This is a genomic window from Paenibacillus crassostreae (assembly GCF_001857945.1).
Classification (GTDB): Bacteria; Bacillota; Bacilli; order Paenibacillales; family Paenibacillaceae; genus Paenibacillus_AQ; species Paenibacillus_AQ crassostreae.
Window position 1 is genome coordinate 3903726 of the sequence record NZ_CP017770.1, and the last position, 16784, is coordinate 3920509.

20 protein-coding genes are annotated in these 16784 nt (G+C 40.1%); 15 read left to right on the forward strand and 5 right to left on the reverse strand.

All coding sequences use genetic code 11. From position 1 onward, the window contains the following. The first annotated feature begins 33 nt into the window (after window positions 1-33). From tnpA to tnpC, 3 genes are read left to right on the forward strand one after another with little or no spacing between them, the layout of a single operon-like run. Entirely contained in the window at window positions 34-366 is a 333-nt protein-coding gene (tnpA, locus tag LPB68_RS18015) for an IS66 family insertion sequence element accessory protein TnpA (protein WP_068656373.1), read from the forward strand. Then, on the forward strand, window positions 360-713 hold the full coding sequence (gene tnpB, locus LPB68_RS18020) for an IS66 family insertion sequence element accessory protein TnpB (RefSeq protein ID WP_071193213.1): 354 nt from the start codon (window positions 360-362) through the stop codon (window positions 711-713). Before tnpA ends, tnpB begins: the two co-directional genes overlap by 7 nt. Window positions 714-761: 48 nt before the next feature. Then, entirely contained in the window at window positions 762-2321 is a 1560-nt protein-coding gene (gene tnpC, locus LPB68_RS18025; protein WP_068656371.1) for an IS66 family transposase, read from the forward strand. A gap of 291 nt (window positions 2322-2612) precedes the next feature. On the opposite strand, the gene LPB68_RS18030 is transcribed toward tnpC, so the two are convergent. Together LPB68_RS18030 and LPB68_RS18035 are read right to left on the reverse strand one after the other, a co-directional pair. Beyond that, window positions 2613-2876, reverse strand: coding sequence for a hypothetical protein (locus tag LPB68_RS18030; RefSeq protein ID WP_068656369.1), 264 nt, complete (start codon window positions 2874-2876; stop codon window positions 2613-2615). Window positions 2877-2907: 31 nt separating this feature from the next. Continuing rightward, window positions 2908-3645 carry a helix-turn-helix domain-containing protein gene (locus LPB68_RS18035; protein ID WP_068656367.1) on the reverse strand — a complete coding sequence of 246 codons (738 nt, stop codon included), beginning with the start codon at window positions 3643-3645 and terminating at the stop codon, window positions 2908-2910. An 85-nt stretch (window positions 3646-3730) separates the two neighbouring features. Between LPB68_RS18035 and LPB68_RS23685 the strand changes: the two genes are divergently transcribed. The 3 genes from LPB68_RS23685 (at window position 3731) to LPB68_RS23905 (ending at window position 5147) form a co-directional block, all read left to right on the forward strand. After that, a complete protein-coding gene (locus tag LPB68_RS23685; RefSeq protein WP_257786618.1) occupies window positions 3731-3865 on the forward strand; it encodes a hypothetical protein in 135 nt (44 codons plus the stop codon). A 228-nt stretch (window positions 3866-4093) separates the two neighbouring features. Then, window positions 4094-4522, forward strand: a complete 429-nt coding sequence (locus LPB68_RS18040; RefSeq protein ID WP_068656365.1) for a VOC family protein — start codon at window positions 4094-4096, stop codon at window positions 4520-4522. Window positions 4523-4757: 235 nt separating this feature from the next. Continuing rightward, entirely contained in the window at window positions 4758-5147 is a 390-nt protein-coding gene (locus LPB68_RS23905) for a GtrA family protein (protein ID WP_068656363.1), read from the forward strand. A gap of 10 nt (window positions 5148-5157) precedes the next feature. Here the strand turns inward: LPB68_RS23905 and LPB68_RS18050 are convergent, their stop codons facing one another. The 3 genes from LPB68_RS18050 to LPB68_RS18060 form a co-directional block, all read right to left on the reverse strand. Next, window positions 5158-5733, reverse strand: a complete 576-nt coding sequence (locus tag LPB68_RS18050; protein ID WP_068656361.1) for a dihydrofolate reductase family protein — start codon at window positions 5731-5733, stop codon at window positions 5158-5160. A 96-nt stretch (window positions 5734-5829) separates the two neighbouring features. Next, window positions 5830-6246, reverse strand: a complete 417-nt coding sequence (locus LPB68_RS18055) for a VOC family protein (RefSeq protein ID WP_068656359.1) — start codon at window positions 6244-6246, stop codon at window positions 5830-5832. Window positions 6247-6419: 173 nt separating this feature from the next. Next, on the reverse strand, window positions 6420-7022 hold the full coding sequence (locus tag LPB68_RS18060; protein ID WP_068656357.1) for a TetR/AcrR family transcriptional regulator: 603 nt from the start codon (window positions 7020-7022) through the stop codon (window positions 6420-6422). A gap of 358 nt (window positions 7023-7380) precedes the next feature. Between LPB68_RS18060 and LPB68_RS18065 the strand changes: the two genes are divergently transcribed. The 9 genes from LPB68_RS18065 to LPB68_RS18105 all read left to right on the forward strand — a co-directional run bounded on the left by LPB68_RS18065 (window position 7381) and on the right by LPB68_RS18105 (window position 16516). Next, window positions 7381-8031: a FusB/FusC family EF-G-binding protein gene (locus LPB68_RS18065; RefSeq protein ID WP_068656355.1), complete on the forward strand. Its 651-nt coding sequence runs from the start codon at window positions 7381-7383 to the stop codon at window positions 8029-8031. Window positions 8032-8290: 259 nt separating this feature from the next. Further along, window positions 8291-8950, forward strand: a complete 660-nt coding sequence (locus tag LPB68_RS18070; RefSeq protein WP_232510175.1) for a YitT family protein — start codon at window positions 8291-8293, stop codon at window positions 8948-8950. Between the two features lie 182 nt (window positions 8951-9132). Then, complete coding sequence (locus LPB68_RS18075; RefSeq protein WP_068656353.1) at window positions 9133-10431, forward strand: MFS transporter; 1299 nt, start codon at window positions 9133-9135, stop codon at window positions 10429-10431. A gap of 116 nt (window positions 10432-10547) precedes the next feature. Further along, complete coding sequence (gene comA / locus LPB68_RS18080; RefSeq protein ID WP_068656351.1) at window positions 10548-11414, forward strand: phosphosulfolactate synthase; 867 nt, start codon at window positions 10548-10550, stop codon at window positions 11412-11414. Between the two features lie 43 nt (window positions 11415-11457). Beyond that, window positions 11458-12045 carry a histidine phosphatase family protein gene (locus tag LPB68_RS18085; protein WP_068656349.1) on the forward strand — a complete coding sequence of 196 codons (588 nt, stop codon included), beginning with the start codon at window positions 11458-11460 and terminating at the stop codon, window positions 12043-12045. Between the two features lie 304 nt (window positions 12046-12349). Beyond that, window positions 12350-13465, forward strand: a complete 1116-nt coding sequence (locus tag LPB68_RS18090; protein ID WP_157756163.1) for a glucosaminidase domain-containing protein — start codon at window positions 12350-12352, stop codon at window positions 13463-13465. A 134-nt stretch (window positions 13466-13599) separates the two neighbouring features. Next, window positions 13600-14634: a FecCD family ABC transporter permease gene (locus LPB68_RS18095; protein ID WP_068656344.1), complete on the forward strand. Its 1035-nt coding sequence runs from the start codon at window positions 13600-13602 to the stop codon at window positions 14632-14634. A gap of 31 nt (window positions 14635-14665) precedes the next feature. Further along, window positions 14666-15682 carry an ABC transporter substrate-binding protein gene (locus LPB68_RS18100; RefSeq protein WP_082865621.1) on the forward strand — a complete coding sequence of 339 codons (1017 nt, stop codon included), beginning with the start codon at window positions 14666-14668 and terminating at the stop codon, window positions 15680-15682. A 33-nt stretch (window positions 15683-15715) separates the two neighbouring features. Beyond that, complete coding sequence (locus tag LPB68_RS18105) at window positions 15716-16516, forward strand: ABC transporter ATP-binding protein (RefSeq protein ID WP_068656342.1); 801 nt, start codon at window positions 15716-15718, stop codon at window positions 16514-16516. Window positions 16517-16784 lie beyond the last annotated feature (268 nt).

Genomic DNA, 16784 nt, shown 5'->3' on the forward strand with positions numbered 1-16784 from the left:
TGGAGGCATCCCAAATAAATTGGAGGTTGCCTTATGACAACAAAAGAACAACGTCGCAAGGATTGGTCATCTCGTATCGAGGATTATCGAGCGAGTAATCTTTCAATGGCAGCTTGGTGCGATGCTCACCAAGTAACCAAAGAGCAGTTGAAGTACTGGCTCCGCAAACTAAAAGTAGTTCATTCAGATGCTGATGGCCCTGTCACTCCTAGCTGGGTTCCGCTAAAGGTTTCCGATCCAATCCAATCTATTACCCATGAATCTTCACTTGTCGTTCGTATCGGTTCAGTCCAAATTGAGATCCGTCCTGGCTTTGACCAACGGTTGCTTAAAGAAGTTGTGCAGTCACTGGAAGAGCCATGTTAACATTATCCAGCGTCCATCATGTCTATCTTGCCACAGGATCAACAGATCTGCGGAAGTCTATTGACGGATTAGCCGCAATCGTGCAGGAAGGCTTTGGACTCAATCCCTTTTCTTCATGCTTGTTTGTTTTCTGCAACCGCGAATGTAACAAGATCAAGATTTTACACTGGGAGCACAACGGTTTTTGGCTGTTTTACCGCAGACTTGAACGAGGCACGTTTCAGTGGCCGAACGAAAGCGTCGGTACCGCAACCATTACCTCCCGCGAGCTTCGCTGGCTGCTGGATGGACTTTCGCTTAGTCAGCGTCAGGCACATCCAATAGTTACGGCTGATTCTGTCGTATAACTCAAATGTTCGCTGTATCGCCATACCTTGCGGCAGGGATGATGCGACATTTTCCGAACAACAATCGAAAAACTGAATCAGCGAATTGCTAAGCAGGAACAGCAAATTTCTGAGCTTACTGCTTTACTCAGGTGGTATGAGGAGCAGAACCGTCTTGCGAAACAAAAACGTTTTGGTGCATCCAGTGAGAAGACGAACCCGGACCAATTGGAACTGAATTTGTTCAACGAAGCCGAGGTGCTTGCGACACCTGAAGGACAAGAGCCACAGATGGAGCAGGTGACCTACGAGCGCCGGAAGACGACCGGTAGGCGTGAAGTAGATTTTGATCGGTTACCGATTGAAACGGTGACTTATGAACTCAATGAGTTGGATCAGACCTGTTCGTGCTGTGGCGGTTCGCTCCATGAAATGAGCACCGAGACGCGCAGCGAGATCGCCATTGTGCCGCCTCAAGTCAAGGTCATCCGCCACGTGAGGCAGGTTTATTCCTGCCGATCATGCGAGCGCAATGACATTCATACACCTATCATCACGGCACAAATGCCAAAGCCTGTCTACCCGGGGAGCCTAGCTTCGCCGTCAATTCTGGCGCATGTGATGTGCCAGAAATATGTGGAAAGCTTACCGCTTTATCGGCAAGAACAGCACTTTGCTCGTCTAGGCTTCACATTGTCCCGGCAAACGATGGCGAATTGGATGATCTACGGAGCGGAGAAGTGGCTGACGCCAGTGGTTAGCGCCATGAAAGAATACTTGCTGAAGAAAGATATCTTACATGCTGATGAGACCACGTTACAAGTGCTGCACGAGCCAGGCAAATCGGCCGAATCGAAATCCTATCTTTGGTTATATCGCAGCGGACGCGTAGAAGACCCAGCTGTTGTGTTCGATTACCAGAGAACCCGAGGAGGCGAGCATCCGCGAAACTTTTTGGCTGGATTCAAAGGCTATCTGCATGTCGACGGTTACCCAGGATATCACAAAGTGGCCGATGTGACACTTGTCGCCTGCTGGGCACATGCACGGCGTAAATATGACGAGGCTTTAAAGGCGGCGCCGCCAGAGGCAAGGAACAATCCGGAAACGGTAGCGAAGCAAGGCCTGAAGTTCTGTAATGAACTCTTTGCCATTGAAGATCTGAAGGAAGCATCGCCAGAGGAACGCTATACCGCACGGCAGGAAAGAAGTCTTCCTGTGATCGAAGCTTACCAAAATTGGCTGAAGCAACAGCGGTCACGAACGTTACCTAAGAGTTTGACAGGACAAGCAATCGCCTACAGCTTAAATCAATGGGAAAAGCTGGCGGCATACCTTGCTGACGGACGACTCGAGATCGACAACAACAGAAGCGAACGGTCGATTAAACCTTTTGTAATAGGCCGGAAAAATTGGCTCTTTGCTAACACCCCGCGAGGCGCAAAGGCCAGTGCTAACATTTACAGCGTTGTCGAAACTGCAAAGGAAAATGGACTCAAGCCATTCGACTACTTGAAGTTTCTCTTTGAACAGCTACCTCAGCTAACAGGTCAGCTCGATCCGCAGGCGCTAGAGCCATTCATGCCATGGTCAGCCTCGCTGCCAGCGCATTGCCGGCTAAAGTCTTAAACAGCAGATATTTCTCTCTCTCTCTCTCTCTCTCCTAAAATGGGGGCTGTTTGAGCTTCAATTCAAAGGAGAAATTAATTTTTCGCTTTCGAACACGCCGCAAGTAGATCCTATACATAAACAGGGGTCGGCAGATGGCAAGAACACCGTATAAAAGGGAGGAGACGCATGCGTCTCCCTCTGATTTTTACCGATTGAAACAGGATTTTGTTTTTGACCTTGCGAGCTGCTCACCGCCTTACGTTGCTGTTTGCCTACACTTATCGTTGTGAAAACGCCTGAGCATTATCTTCACTGATCAAACAAAGAAACAGTAGGGTTAGGTACAAGCATTTTTGCAGATGAAGATAATTTAAGTGTAGTTTGACTCCTTGAAGTCGCATTATCAAATATACTAATCCATTCATTGTTTACACTCATTATTTTCTTTATGATTTCATCAGGATAATCTGTTTGATTTTGATGCTGTTGGAAGTACAAACTAATATCCTGAGCAATTTTACTGGATAAGTTATTCCTTTCATCATCATGCTTCTTATCAATTGTGTTATCCATCTGATTCAATTCCGCATACGAGGAAAGGAATCTAAAACCTTTCCTCTAAGCGTTTTAAAGCCTTTTCGTAAGCCAGCACTCGCTCCTTCTCTTCCCAATCAAGCCTTTTCAGAATTCGTTCCCAATAAATATTCCCAGAGTCCGCATAGGATTTTGCAGTTTCTCTCCACAGGAAAGCCTCAGCTTCTTCAAGTACGATATAGTATCTGCTCTGTATTTTGAAATGGGGCATGCCATCTTCTTTAATTAAGCTATATATAGTCGCAGGGCTTGTCCGAAAGTGCTTTGATGCCTCTTTAATCGTAAGAATGGTTCTTCCGTAATACCTCTCCCTCTCTCCCTTAGTCAATTGATTTATCTCGTCTGAGAAATTCGCTAGTTCTTCCTTAAAGATCTTTCTGATTATCTCCTCGATCATCTCAGGCTCCCCCTTTGACTTTTCAAAATTTCTAATTTCCTCTTGTACTACTTTTACATCCCACTCTTTTTCCGGATCCTTCCACCTGTTTGCGCGGAACATAACGATGGTCTCTTCAATTTCATTGTAATCAAAAATAATTCTCGCCCTTACTTTCCTGTGTGGCATTGCCCTTGTATAGGTCAGCTGTCGTAATGTATAAACTCCTATGCCCGTTCTATCCGCAACCTCACTTATTGTCATGTATTGTTTTAAGGTAAGACTATGTCGTGTCTTAATTTCTATTAAAGTTTGAACTAGTTCATCTCTAAGGAGTCGCTGAAGATGGTGTTCAAAAATAAAGTCGTCCATCAAGCTTAATCCACCTCGTTTATTCTCAATTTGTTGTATAATAGATTACACGCATGATTCCTATTGAAGTAGGTGTTTTCCCAATATGGAGAGACAAGAAATCAAAGACACGTTAGAATCACTATATAATGATTATTATGACGGATTATATTCAGAGGAACAATTAAAGGCAGAATTAAAGACCCTCTATCTCGGTAGTACAATTAGTGCAGACGAATAGTCAGAGTTAATCCTAGACGCCCAGTGGAAAAACGCTAGTGAAAAGGATTATTTAGATAAGAAGATACAGATAGCCGAAGAATCTGATAGGGGTGGAGATGTGTTCTTTTGTATAGCCTCTCGGCATTCGCCGATGCTTGGGCTTGTATTGATTATTTTATTTTATTGATACAATATTAATTGGCATCATTTTTAAATAATCTAATTAAAAATCTAAGGAGTGAAACGAATGTCAGTTGATGTTAATCTTAGTTTTAATGGGAATACTCGTGAAGCCGTTGAGTTTTACGCAGAGGTTTTTGGGATAGAAAAAACCCATTTTATGACCTTTGGAGAAACCCCCTCTCATCCAGACTATCCGCTTCCTGAAGAAGCCAAAAATTTAGTTATGCTCTCAAGACTTAATATTGAAGGAAGCAATGTAATGTTCTCTGATGTTTATCCAGGTTCGCCATTTATTGCCGGAAATAATATAAGCCTTTCCTTAGTTAATGCTGACATGGATGGAATTAAAGCTGCATTCGATAAACTTAAAGTAGGCGGCACTGTAGTCATGGAGCTTCAAGAAACCTTTTGGTCCAAATTATACGGTGGCTTAATAGATAAATTCGGGATTACTTGGCAGTTTAGTTACGATGATGGTTCCAAGAACATGTAATTTTAAATATACACGGAACAAATATTAAAGGATATAGAACTTTTCTTAGTTAAGAAAAGACTCTATATCCTTTATGATTGTTGAAACAGACATATATATTTAAGCTTCAACTTAGCTCAATTGAAATTAATTCATACAGAGCGTTCACATTACATCCAATTGTGTCGGCGATAGATATTGCGATTTTACACATTCGTAGGAAACAATTATCGTGATAAAGAGAGGGTAGTATGAAATGCTGTTACAGAGAGAGTTAGTCATACGGTTTCTAAAATATAGTGTCGTCGGTTGTATTAGTATTGGTATATATTTCCTTTTTGTTTTTATTTTTATAGAAAGATACCAATGGGATCCTGTAGCTGGATCTGCAGCTGCTTTTATCTTTATGACGCTAGTGTCGTTTTTTATAAACGTTCGTTATACGTATGGAAGTAGTTTTACCCATCAGAGATTCTTTCGTTTTTTAGTGGTGTCGCTAGTTGGATTCTCATTGAATTTCTTCCTAATGTTTCTCATCGTTCACATTCTTTCTTTTCATTACTTAATGGGTGAGTTGGTAACAATTTTGATAATTCCGATAGTCAACTTTCTATTAAATAATTATTGGACTTTTCAAGCAGAATAAATAAGGTAGCTTATTTAATCACTTCGTAACATAACCGTAGAGATCCGCTTGTCTCGTAGTGCTGTGTTCGCAGGAGCTTTAAATCTTTTCTACTTGAGATGTTTTTCAGATACCTATGGCCACTTCCAAGGATAATAGGGTGAACGATCATACTAAATTCATCAACCAAGCTAGCATTTAGCAGGCTTTGTACCAGATCGGCACTTGCCGGGATAACGATATCGCCATTAAACTCCTTTTTAAGCTCGACCAATTTCGCCTCCACATCGCCGGATAGAAGCGTGATCGTATCTTTGTAATCACCCCACTTCACATCACACTCACGATTGCGAGTTGCCACATACTTGTGGGTCTTGTTCATGGCATCAGCCCAATCTCCCTCTTGAAAGGGCCAGTAGGTGGAGAATCCTTCATACGTGACTCGACCCATTAAGAGTGCTTCAGCCTGCTGAAACATAATCAGATTATTCATGGTCGCATCTATGACACCTGGCATTGCCCAGCTAACCATATTATCTTCATCACCCTTCGGTCCTGTAAAAATACCATCCAAAGTGCAGCTTACTGACGCTATTACTTTTCCCATTTTATCAATCCTCGCTTTATTCTAGGGCTGACCCAAAAGTCATTATTTATGATTTTTGGGTCAGCCCTTCTTTTCCTCATTGTAGTAAGAAATGAATTACGCTTGGTGTGTTTCTGGATCTTCCATATGAAAGACTTCCCATATGTGTCCGTTAATATCTTGGAAGCTCCAACTGTACATATAACCTAAATCCTGTTGGTCATTCGACGGAGTTCCACCAGCAGCAAGGGCCTTATTTACAATCTCATCCACCTGTGCACGGCTGTCAACAGCTAGGGCGATGAGCATTTCTGTGTATTTTGTTGCATCGACCAGTTCCTTCTTGGTGAACGATTGAAAAAACGGTTCCACGAGCATCATGGCATAAGTACTATCGTTGATAACCATGCTAGTGGCATTATCGTCTGTGAATTGCATATTGAACTCGAAGCCAACTTTCGTGAAGAAATCCATCGTTTTTTTCAAATCCTTAACGGGCAAATTAATAAATGTTTTGCTTGGTTGGAATGCCATTCTGAATCACCTCGTAGATTATTATAACTTTACAAATATAAAGTAAAATTATTAACTTAAGAATAAAATTTAATTTAACTAATGTCAAGTAGTATTTGACTTAAAATATATTAAGTTTAAAAAAAGACCGAGTGTGGAGTACACTCGGTCTTCGGTCTAGATAGCTATCGATTTCACTCGGCTGAATTGCGAAATATTTTTTCGCTGATCTGTGTAAGAAAAGCCATCCATTGTTCTTGAAATTGTTTGTCGGTAGGATCCATCCCAGTTATCATATTTGTTGCATCAGCGAAGACCAGCGGATAGGTGGTTAAGCTGGTAATTGCTAGAGTCAGCAAGGCAGGATCTAAGTCTTCGGGAACAAGTCCAATTTCTTGTTTAGCTTTTAAATCTTCGACGTAGGATTGAAGGACTTGCTTTCTAATGGTTTCTCTTTGAGGATTTTTGGGTTGGTCTTCAAGCGCTTCCCATGCCGTAAACTTTTGGAAATCCATCCGATATTCAATATTTACCCTTAAACGGTGCTCTGCTAGGAGGGCAGGATTTGTTGGAGTTTGCAAAGTAATTGGCTGATGTTGGCTATATAAGTTATCCATCACTGCTTCGAAAATATCATCTTTTCCCTTGAAATAATGATACAACAATTGCTTTTTGACATTCGCTCTTGTAGCGATTGATTCAATTCGAGTAGCAGAGAACCCTTTTGAGAAAAATTCTTCTCTTGCTGCATCAAGTATCTTTTTACGCGTACGTTCCGCGTTTCGAATCTCACCCAATTTTTCATCTCCATTACGTTGTTCTGTAATGAAACTATATAAGTTAATTTACTATGAGTCAAGTTAGGGGAACGTTCTTAGTGATTACTGAGAGTTGAGGTTAGTGATTTTAATGTTTTTTGAATGTTGCGAAAAAAGGAAAGGTTATTTTATACTAAACGTAGAAAGGGGGCGATAGGATGGCAAATCACATTGCCAGAGTAAGTATCTACTCATGCGAAGCCTAATAATAGGGCGATACTTTGTATGGGGAGAACAGTTGTTGTTAACATGGTCGCCCAAGAGAGCATATATCGTTTCTAATACTGGGCTTTGCAACTTATTTTCTTGTCAACAAAAAATAAGGAGCTGTTTAGTAATGGTTAACCCATTCATTAGAAACAATCAATATAACTTAATCAAGAAGCAGGTTGGTCTGTTGCAACATGCTTGTAACACCGTTTCTGATCCGAAAGTGATCGAAGCGGTTAGATATAGTGCACAATCCAAAATTATTGATGCGTTACCGGGTATAACAGAGTTTCAAAAACAAATGTTAGAGAACATTTCGACGTTAAATACGTCTGGAGAATTTCATCAATATTTGCGTTCATTGGAACCTTATATGGAGGAATTTAAACAGGTATCAGAAAAGCAGATTATTAAACTATTTCCTAAAATAAAAAAAATGAAGGTTCCCGATTTAACCGAAATCGATTACCGGTATATGACCTACCTTGGCTGGAACGATATCGCATTGAATAAATTGTTTCTCGTTTATTATCTTAACGGGAAGCTCGTTGGTGTAGAAGGCAAGTGTACCCCTGCGAATAAGAAAGGCTTTTGCCTTTTTTGTAAAAGATATGAAGAGGTGGCATTTTTATCAGTGATTACGAAATCGAAACCGGCTAACGCTACTCCTGATTACTATAAGGCAATTGGTAACTATGTGTGTGTGAACAGTGAAACCTGCAATAAGAACATCACAGATGTTTCCGCATTGGAGAAATTCATTCATAATAGTTGGTGAGGAAGCATGAATCATAATGGGTTCAAGTAATTTTCTCAATCGTGTGAACATCAATTATTAAATATCTAATATCAGATTTTGAAAATCCCCCACAATTGGCCGGCACCCTCTCCGAAAGGAGAGGATACACGGATAAAAATGGGGGATTTTTTGTGATCAAGGAAATGAAGGGTCAGTGGTATTCCACTCTTATGGTAAGCATACATTAGAAGGAAAAGCCGGACGGGCTGCCATGCCATACCAATAAGGATGATACCTAGTGAAAAGAAATAGAGAATACATATTTAGTGGATTATTTCTGCGTCGATTGCTGATGAGAAGTATCTTCATTTTCGCAGGATCTGTCATCCAGGGGTTTGCCATGGGTGTATTTCTGTTCCCTCATTCCATCCCTTCGGGAGGTGGGGCAGGTATAGCGGTATTACTGAATTATTTATTCCATATTCCAATAAGTATTGGTTTATGGCTTTCAAATTTTGTATTTCTAATCTCTTCTGTTCATTATCTCGGGAAGGTCAGTGCCATCGGGACAATCATAACGATAACTATTACCTCCGTTTCAGTGAATGTCTTTGATGTATATTTGACTTCACCATTTACGAATTTATGGATTGATCTCTTGATGGGCTCTATGGTACTTGGCTGTGGTGTTTCCATACTTTTAAGACAAGGTGTTTCAAATGGCGGAATCGGGTTTGCTGCATTAGCGATTGCGAAATATAAGAATGTTGACCCTGCAAAGGTTTTATTTTGGCTGAATGGTGGAATCATTATTATTGCTGCATATGTTATTGATTGGTTTATAATTATTCAGGCCATTATTTGTCAGGGGATTTCAACGAGAATTGTTAGTAGGTTATATAATACTTCTTTCGGGGAAAATCAAACTTTCACAATAGCGTGGCGTAAGAAGAAATGATCACATCACTATAAAAGTGAGATGTTTGCATACTTTAACTTCAAACAGAGCATCATAATTTATGTGAATAAAGTGACTTAATTCTTACAACAGTGAAGAGATGTTCCATGTTTTGGAATGTCTCTTTTCGTTCTGTCCATATTACAAACACCGAAATCACCAGCAAGAGGAGCCTATAACTGATGGAGAAAACAAAATCGCGGAAGTTAAATATTACATTCAATAGTGATATAACCATATCAGATTCGACAGAAATAAAAGAAAAGGATTCAAAGAAAGGAAATGATTCTAAAGGACGGATTTGGGAATATATTGCGATCTCGACGATCCCTATCGTACTTGTATTTGGTAATTCGATGTTGGTGCCAGTACTCCCTGAAATACAGAGAGAGCTTGAAATAAGCAAATTTCAAAGTAGCTTGATTATATCTATTTTCTCATTAGCTGCTGGGATCTTTATTCCGGTTATCGGTTATTTATCCGACCGTTTCGGCCGAAAAGTTATTATTATTCCAGCATTAATTATTTATGGGGGAGCAGGGATACTTGCTGGCTTCGGGGCAGTATGGGATTCTTATGTCGTTATTATTATTGCCAGGGCGATACAGGGAATGTCTGCAGCAGGTACAGCGCCGATTGCCATGGCATTAGTAGGTGATTTATATAAAGGTGGTACAGAAAGTAAAGCATTAGGATTAATCGAAGCTTCTAATGGGGTTGGAAAGGTTCTTAGTCCAATTATTGGCTCATTGCTTGCTCTAATCGTATGGTATGCATCCTTTTTCGCCTTTCCTATCTTTTGTGCGCTGTCATTATTGGCCGTGATTTTTTTAATTAAAGAACCGAAACACAATCAAAAGCAAGAATTAAAGGCGTATATTCACAAGCTTCGTCAAGTTTTCAGTGAAAAAGGTAAATGGCTAATCACTTCGTTTTTTGCTGGTTCGTTGGGACTTTTTATTTTGTTTGGTGTACTTTTTTACTTGTCTAATATCCTTGAAGAGAAACCGTACAACATACAAGGGGTACGAAAAGGCTTAATATTAGCAATACCATTGCTCGGCATGGCTATCACATCTTATACGACAGGTAGTCTGATTAAGAAAAAAGGAACTTTGATGCGCGTGCTTATGAATGTAGGATTAATAGCTATGACCGTCGCCCTTGGTGCTACGATATTTTCTTTTAAGAATATTTATGTATTTATTGGATTGTTAACGATCAGTAGTATCGGAACGGGATTGCTCCTTCCATGCTTAAATACGATTATCACAGGAGCCGTACAGAAAAGTGAACGCGGTATGATCACATCTTTGTATAATAGTTTACGGTTTCTAGGTGTAGCAGTAGGACCACCACTATTCGGTTGGATGATGGATAAATCTGATCGTCTAGTCTTTATCACGGTATCTGCATTATCTTTTATCACGCTAGGATTAGTGTTCTTTATGATTAAACCTCCAGCTAAATTGTCGGAATAATGGGGCAAATGGGTATCAGATTGTTAAGGGCTTATAGGCACATGCAAATGAAAAACGCATAGGATATCTTATCAATTGAAGTTGCAAAATTTATAAAGGAATTGAGGAGATCTCAGATGAAAGGTTCCCGATGTACAGCCTGGCCCCAAGAGTTATCTGACCCCAGTGGACTTCGTAAAGAGTCTACAACTATAACCGACAATGGTAATGTACTACAAGTCACTGACCGTGGTCACACAATGGTCATTGATAAAGGGTTAGGTAGAAACTCATTTATCGATTTAATAGAAACAGCATCACACTATATTGATTGTGTGAAATTAGGATTTGGTACGGCCCCACTTTATAATGATGAACTGCTGACTTTTAAGATTAATTTAGCCAAAAAACACGGTATTATCGTTATTCCAGGCGGGACCCTGTTGGAGGCAGCTGTGCAGCAAAATGTAGTACCAGAATTCTTCAATACGATATGTAATCTTGGTTTTAATGGAATTGAAGTATCCGATGGTACGATTGAGCTATCCCGCTGGAAACGTACAGAGCTAATTCAGGAAGGAAGAAATCGTGATCTTCAGGTGTATACAGAGTATGGTAAGAAATTATCAGGATCAATTATTGATGCTGAACTTCTTGCACGAACTCTTGAAATTGATCTGAATGCAGGAGCAAAATTAATAACAGTTGAGGCTCGTGAATCGGGTGTTGGTGTTGGTATTTTTGATGATAAAGGCGAATGTAGAGTGGATATTCTCGACGCTATACTCCAATTTATCCCTGACACAAAACAACTGATGTGGGAAGCACCACTTAAACATCAACAGGTCATGTTTTTGCGCAAATTCGGGTCTGACGTAAACTTGGGGAACATTCCAACAAGTGAAATTCTTGCTCTTGAAACGATGAGACGTGGTTTACGTCAAGATACATTTGAATTTGGAGTGAAGGCTAGTCAGGACAAGGAATTTGTATATATGATATAATTCTATATTTTCATAGGTAATCACTTAAAACAGAGGTGTCTAGATGACTAGGATCGGTATTATCCGTCACGGAAGAACATCATGGAACAATGCAGGTAGAGCACAAGGGAATACAGACATTCCACTGGATGATGAAGGAATATCTATGGCATATAAATTGGCAGATCGCTTGAGCCAAGAGAATTGGGATGCCGTCTATTCAAGTAATCTATTAAGGGCAAAGCAAACAGCGGAGATCATCAGTAAGAAGCTTAAAGATATACCTGTTCAATGGGATGTAAGATTACGTGAGGTGGGAAGAGGACAGATAGAAGGTACGACTGAGTCAGAGAGAATAAAAAAGTGGGGAGATAACTGGAGGAAGCTTAATTTAGGAATTGAAAGTACAGATCAAGTCACCACCAGAGGGATTTCACTATTGGAAGAGATTATTACGCAATCAACAGCTACTAATATACTAATTGTAACTCATGGATTGTTCACTAGACATATTCTCAAGATATTAGTTCCTAACATAAACATGGATGAACATATAAAAAACACCTCTTTAACTACTCTTTTAAAAACAAGTAGAGGGTGGAATTGCGAAATGTATAACTGCACTAAACATTTAGAAGTAAAAGAAATATAACAATAAGACAAGGAGAATCAGCTTTTGACCATGGTTAGATACTCCAAAAGTAGGTCAAGGATAACATCCTGACCTACTTTTTTTGTTCATAGTTAGCCTGTCATTTATTTAACCGATTTAATGATTTTGTAATACACGGAACTGGTGTTGAATCGTTTACATCCTCTAATACAAATGTTTCTTCTAAAAGTTGCAGCTGATAGTTCGAGTCTGAATAGTGCGTAAGCAGGATATTTCATTATGCATATGGAATCTATTTACATAGATTATATCATCAGAAATCAAGTACAGGAAGGTCTTAAGCATGCAGGAGAAGGTTATGTCTAGTGAGGAAATAATAAGGCTGAAGCATTACATAGATATAAAGCACCATAACTTTGATCGACAGCAGCGGGCATCTGTATTGGCTAATGCGGTGCATCGGATTATCGATAGCCGTCTTCCTTCAGTTCCTGATGTATTAAAAAGGGAGATTCGCTCTAAGTTGCTTATGAATAAAAGGGAACTTCTCAGCATTGATGTGGATGACGTGTTACAACAATGCATGTCACTTGATTTGAGCAGGGAGGATATATTATTCCCCCTTGCTGCATGGGTATGTAGCAAAACTGCGAATTCTACACTAGAAGAGGAAGTACGCCAAATTATTCTGGGGTGGTCTATGGAGGACAAACCCCTAGTCGGATTTCAAGCGTTGGAAAGTAAATTGAGTTCAATAGATTGTATCCCGTGTATGGAGCTAGCAGCTACCCATGAATCAGTTGTATCTACACCAAGAAAAGGATGGCTGAATAGAAAGAGATATATAGCTGGTGCTACTGTTTTTGCGGCAGCTATTTTAATGACAATTACTTTAGTGACAATTACTTTAGTGAATCAGCAGCCAGCAGCACTAGCTCCAACTATAAATACAACTAATTTATCGCAACCTGTCGTTTCTGAAATAGAGAAATCGGATTCATTTGGAATTCCGAAGGAGTTCCGATATGTTTCTGTGGATACGAAACGTTTACAGAATTATTTATTAGAAAAAAATTCAATTTTAGCTGAGGAACCCTTTATTTCTGCTATAATCTCAGCCGGTAAACAATACGATATTCACCCACTATTGCTCTTTGCTATCACTGGACAGGAGCAAGGGTTTGTTTCGAAAAACCATAAAGATGTTGAGAAAATTGCGAATAATCCATTTAATGTATTCGGCAGTTGGGAGCTCTACAATACAACAATTAAATCTTCGGCAGAGATTGCAGCCAAGACAGTAGCTAATATTAGTAGCCGCCGCCCAGAAGGTAGACATCCTGTACAGTGGCTGAATGAAACTTATGCAGAAGATCCAAATTGGTGGATGGGGGTTACATGGTTCTTTAATAAGCTACAACAAGACGTGCAAGATGATACATTTGAGTGGTCTGAATAATATATTTAAATATGTAAAAAAGCTGACATAATCAATAAATATCTCTACATATGTGACGATAGTCATTACTCACATTAAATAATTATGCTATTTTTGATAGTGATAATCATTATCAATTATGTAGGAGGAGTTAAATGAATGGAAACATTAAAGAAGTAAGTTTACAAAATCAGTTTGAAGATCATAGAAGGATAAAACGAATAATTATTTTTTTCACAAGTATTGTATTGGTAGTACTTTCTTTCTATTATGGGATGTCGACGGGCGCTATCTCCTTATCTATGCAAGAAATATGGGATGGATTAACGGTAAGTGAGTCCTCCATGACGCATCAGATTGTTTGGAATTTACGGCTACCGCGAGTTCTTACGGGTTTTCTCGTAGGGATGTGCATGGCCATTTCGGGTGCATTATTACAAGGAGTGACAAGAAACCCGCTTGCAGATCCTGGCATTATTGGAGTCTCTGCCGGAGCGGGATTAGTCGCTATTATTGTGATGATCATTTTTCCGCAACATGTATCCTTTCTACCTGTTGGTGCATTCTTAGGAGCCCTATTGGCCGCAACCATCGTTTATTTACTCGCATGGAATAAAGGAGCCTCTCCGATGAGACTCATATTAGCCGGTATTGCGGTGAATACATTGCTGGGAGCGATCACTTCTGGGGTCATGATTATATACAGCGATAGCGTACAAAGTGTGCTTCCTTGGCTAATGGGAGGATTAAGTGATCGAAGTTGGCCACACTTTTGGATTATACTTCCTTATGCGGTGATCGGTATTACACTTTCCTTATTTGCAGCAAAGCCTGCAAATATCCTGCTTCTTGGAGATGATACGGCGAAGCTTCTTGGCCATCGTGTAGAAAGAAGTCGGTTGCTACTCATCATCTTAAGTACGTTCCTTGCGGGAGCTGCGGTAAGTGTATCAGGCTTGATTGGGTTCGTTGGATTGATCGTCCCACATATTGTTCGGTTGCTTATCGGCGATAATTACTACTATTTGCTCCCAATTTCCGCTTTAACCGGAGGGTGGCTTCTAGTATTTGCTGATACAGCTGCTCGTAGCTGGTTTGACCCAATTGAATTGCCTGTGGGGATTCTACTAGCTGCCATCGGTGGTCCTTTCTTCCTATTACTTCTACGTAGAGGGAAAATTTTAAATTAATTTATTTATGAATAAAGAGGAGAATTATTGAATGATGAATCAAAAACATATGGTTAATCTTAAATGGGTATTATCTCTTGTTTTAATTGCTAGTTTACTGGTGTTATCTGCTTGCGGAAACAATAAGGTGGATACCGTACAAGAAACTTCCTCCAACCAGGTAATGGAAACGGCTACTGCTGAAACAACCTCTGATACTAGTGAACAAGCAATCGAGGTAACGGATCTGGCAGGTAATGTCGTCAAATTAGATAAAGTGCCAGAACGAGTGATCGCGCTTAGTGCCGGGGATATGGAGATTGTCTATGCACTTGGCGGAACAGTTGTGGGACGTACAACTGTATCGGACACGGTTAACCCACCGGAAGCTGAAGACGTTCCTGAACTAGGTAATATGATGAATTTGAGTCTAGAGAAAATTGCTAGCCTGAACCCAGATCTAATTATCGCCCATCAGCAGTTAAATGCTAAAAGTGTTCCTGCACTTAAGGAAATGGGCGTTAACGTCTTGCTGACGGGAGCTAGCACCTTGGATGATATTTATAAGACTATTGATATTATCGGCACTGTTATGCAGAAGAATAGCGAAGCAGATACATTAATCAAGAAAATCGAAGATAAAGTGAAATCTGTGAATAAGAGTGAGAATCCCGTACGTGCATTGATCGTCTTTGGAGTATCAGGCAACTGGATGGTAGCCTTGCCTAACTCGTTATCGGGTAACCTGCTGGAGGTGGCTGGTGGTGTCAATATTGCGAAAGATTATCCACAGTTGGAGAAATACTCCCAATATGCCCAATTGAATACGGAACGAATTCTGGAAGCGAATCCGGATGCAATCTTCTTAATATCGCCTGGTCCTGCTAAAGTGGCTATGGATAGCTTTACTAAGGAAATGGAGAATAATCCGGCTTGGCAATCGATTGACGCGGTTAAGAATGGTCATTTTGTATTATTGCCGAATAGCCTGTTCGGATCCAATCCAGGGCCGCGGGTAGTTGAATCCATTGATTTCTTCATAGAGGAATTAGAGAAAGTAAAGCAGTAATGACATTAGATAGAACAGACAAGGAGGGATCAGATGTCAAATTCATACTTGATAGATGATGTTAAATATAAACAATCTGGTTCCTTTTCGCTTGGAAGTCTTTCGTTTTATATCCCGAAACAACAAATAACAAGCATCATCGGACCGAATGGTTCGGGCAAGTCGACGACGCTACGACTAATGGCAAATCTACTTAAACCAGATAACGGCTGCGTATTCATCGAAGGTAAGGAAATAAGTCAGATCGGTCACAAGCAACTTGCAAGAAAGATGACTATGCTATCGCAAATTCAGAATGTACAGATGGATATCGTTGTGCGAGACCTTGTATCACATGGTCGGCTACCACATTGCAAATGGCATGAGCGGCTTGGTCTGCAAGATCAGAAATTGATTGATTGGGCGTTATCTGTTACCAGTCTGACACATCTGCAATTTCGTTCGTTGCAAACCCTCTCTGGTGGGGAAAGGCAACGAGCGTGGATTGCAATGGCGATCGTCCAATCGCCTGAAATCCTACTTTTGGACGAACCGACAACCTATTTAGATATTTCGCATCAATTGGAGTTGATGAATCTCGTTGAATATCTAAATAGTGAACTTCATATGACGATAGTGATGGTATTGCATGATCTGAATCAAGCTGCAAAGTATAGTGATCGGCTAGTTGTCATGAAAGAGGGGAAGATATTTAGAGAAGGTAGTCCGGGGGAAGTATTCGATACTGCGTTGTTCAAGGATGTATTCTCGATCGAAGCGAAAATTTTTAAAGAAAATGGTGTTCCTTATTTCATACCTTTAGGCTTAGCTAGGAATCAACAGGCTGCTCAATAAAGTGGATTATCGTGTATAAACACACATAAACATGCCATTATGGTATGTTTTTTTACTTTTCCTAGAAGACTCTTAGGAGGTATGCATACTAACATGAAGACTTATTCGAGGATATATTGTTCGAGATTGAAGAGAATGTTCGGAAGGAGATTACCGTTCCAATTGTTCTTGTAGATGGCCACATCCAGCATTAGTAGACAACTTCGCTCCTTTCAGTGGAGAAGGGGATGCGTACTTGAATGAATTAGAAAATGAAATAATCCCATTT

Excerpts from the sequence above, each read along its gene's own strand:
- LPB68_RS18095 (WP_068656344.1), top strand. The coding sequence starts at position 13,600 with ATGAATGGAAACATTAAAGAAGTAAGTTTACAAAATCAGTTTGAAGAT.
- LPB68_RS18090 (WP_157756163.1), top strand. The coding sequence starts at position 12,350 with ATGCAGGAGAAGGTTATGTCTAGTGAGGAAATAATAAGGCTGAAGCAT.
- comA (WP_068656351.1), top strand. The coding sequence starts at position 10,548 with ATGAAAGGTTCCCGATGTACAGCCTGGCCCCAAGAGTTATCTGACCCC.
- LPB68_RS18035 (WP_068656367.1), bottom strand. The coding sequence starts at position 3,645 with ATGGACGACTTTATTTTTGAACACCATCTTCAGCGACTCCTTAGAGAT.
- LPB68_RS18030 (WP_068656369.1), bottom strand. The coding sequence starts at position 2,876 with ATGGATAACACAATTGATAAGAAGCATGATGATGAAAGGAATAACTTA.
- LPB68_RS18100 (WP_082865621.1), top strand. The coding sequence starts at position 14,666 with ATGATGAATCAAAAACATATGGTTAATCTTAAATGGGTATTATCTCTT.
- LPB68_RS18065 (WP_068656355.1), top strand. The coding sequence starts at position 7,381 with ATGGTTAACCCATTCATTAGAAACAATCAATATAACTTAATCAAGAAG.
- tnpA (WP_068656373.1), top strand. The coding sequence starts at position 34 with ATGACAACAAAAGAACAACGTCGCAAGGATTGGTCATCTCGTATCGAG.
- tnpB (WP_071193213.1), top strand. The coding sequence starts at position 360 with ATGTTAACATTATCCAGCGTCCATCATGTCTATCTTGCCACAGGATCA.
- LPB68_RS18075 (WP_068656353.1), top strand. The coding sequence starts at position 9,133 with ATGGAGAAAACAAAATCGCGGAAGTTAAATATTACATTCAATAGTGAT.
- LPB68_RS23685 (WP_257786618.1), top strand. The coding sequence starts at position 3,731 with ATGGAGAGACAAGAAATCAAAGACACGTTAGAATCACTATATAATGAT.
- LPB68_RS18105 (WP_068656342.1), top strand. The coding sequence starts at position 15,716 with ATGTCAAATTCATACTTGATAGATGATGTTAAATATAAACAATCTGGT.
- LPB68_RS23905 (WP_068656363.1), top strand. The coding sequence starts at position 4,758 with ATGCTGTTACAGAGAGAGTTAGTCATACGGTTTCTAAAATATAGTGTC.
- LPB68_RS18055 (WP_068656359.1), bottom strand. The coding sequence starts at position 6,246 with ATGGCATTCCAACCAAGCAAAACATTTATTAATTTGCCCGTTAAGGAT.
- LPB68_RS18040 (WP_068656365.1), top strand. The coding sequence starts at position 4,094 with ATGTCAGTTGATGTTAATCTTAGTTTTAATGGGAATACTCGTGAAGCC.
- LPB68_RS18085 (WP_068656349.1), top strand. The coding sequence starts at position 11,458 with ATGACTAGGATCGGTATTATCCGTCACGGAAGAACATCATGGAACAAT.
- LPB68_RS18050 (WP_068656361.1), bottom strand. The coding sequence starts at position 5,733 with ATGGGAAAAGTAATAGCGTCAGTAAGCTGCACTTTGGATGGTATTTTT.